General features: G+C 65.8%; 1 protein-coding gene. It reads left to right on the top strand.

What is annotated here, in order from left to right; genetic code table 11:
- Window positions 1–2: 2 nt before the first annotated feature.
- On the top strand, window positions 3–1,184 hold the full coding sequence (locus U4Y90_RS35925; protein ID WP_321801890.1) for an acetyl-CoA C-acetyltransferase: 1,182 nt from the start codon (window positions 3–5) through the stop codon (window positions 1,182–1,184).

Genomic DNA, 1,184 nt, shown 5'->3' with positions numbered 1-1,184 from the left:
AAATGACTGACGTAGTGATCGTATCGGCCGCGCGTACGGCGGTAGGCAAATTTGGCGGGTCGCTGGCGAAGATCGCGGCGCCGGAACTGGGCGCCACGGTGATCAAGGCGGTTCTGGAGCGCGCCGGCGTGAAGCCGGATCAGGTGAGCGAAGTGATCCTGGGCCAGGTGCTGGCCGCGGGCTCGGGGCAGAATCCGGCGCGCCAGTCGCTCATCAAGGCGGGTTTGCCGGACATGGTGCCGGGCATGACGATCAACAAGGTCTGCGGCTCGGGGCTGAAGGCGGTGATGCTGGCGGCCAACGCGATCATCGCGGGCGATGCGGAGATCGTGGTGGCGGGCGGTCAGGAAAACATGAGTGCGGCGCCGCACGTGCTGCCGGGCTCGCGCGACGGTTTTCGCATGGGCGATGCGAAGCTGATCGACACGATGATCGTCGATGGCCTGTGGGACGTCTATAACAACTACCACATGGGCACGACGGCGGAGAACGTCGCGAAGGAATTCGGCATCACGCGCGAGCAGCAGGATGCGTTCGCGGCGCTGTCGCAGAACAAGGCCGAGAAGGCGCAGAAGGAAGGGCGCTTCAACGACGAGATCGTGCCGATCGCGATTCCGCAACGCAAGGGCGAGCCGTTGCAGTTCAATACCGACGAATTCGTGCGTCACGGCGTGACCGCCGAGGCGCTCGCGGGCCTGAAGCCTGCGTTCTCGAAGGAAGGCACGGTGACGGCGGCGAATGCGTCGGGCATCAACGACGGCGCGGCGGCGGTGGTGGTGATGTCGGCGAAGAAGGCCGAGGCGCTCGGTTTGACGCCGCTCGCGCGCATCAAGGCGTACGCGAACGCGGGGGTCGATCCGAAGGTGATGGGCATGGGCCCGGTGCCGGCGTCGAAGCGCTGTCTGGAGCGCGCGGGCTGGTCGGTGAACGATCTGGACCTGATGGAAATCAACGAGGCGTTCGCGGCGCAGGCGCTGGCGGTGCACAAGCAGATGGGCTGGGATCAGTCGAAGATCAACGTGAACGGCGGCGCGATCGCGATCGGCCATCCGATCGGCGCATCGGGCTGCCGGATTCTCGTCACGCTGCTGCACGAAATGCAGAAGCGCGACGCGAAGAAGGGTCTGGCGTCGCTGTGCATCGGCGGCGGCATGGGTGTCGCGCTGGCTTTGGAACGTCCGTAA

The sequence above is a fragment of the Caballeronia sp. J97 genome (assembly GCF_905220305.1).
GTDB lineage: Bacteria > Pseudomonadota > Gammaproteobacteria > Burkholderiales > Burkholderiaceae > Caballeronia.
Note: the sequence above shows the minus strand (reverse complement) of the source record. Positions and strands in the feature narration are given on the sequence as shown.

What these genes read in the sequence shown, in the direction of transcription:
- U4Y90_RS35925 (WP_321801890.1), top strand. Translation starts at nt 3, where the DNA reads ATGACTGACGTAGTGATCGTATCGGCCGCGCGTACGGCGGTAGGCAAA.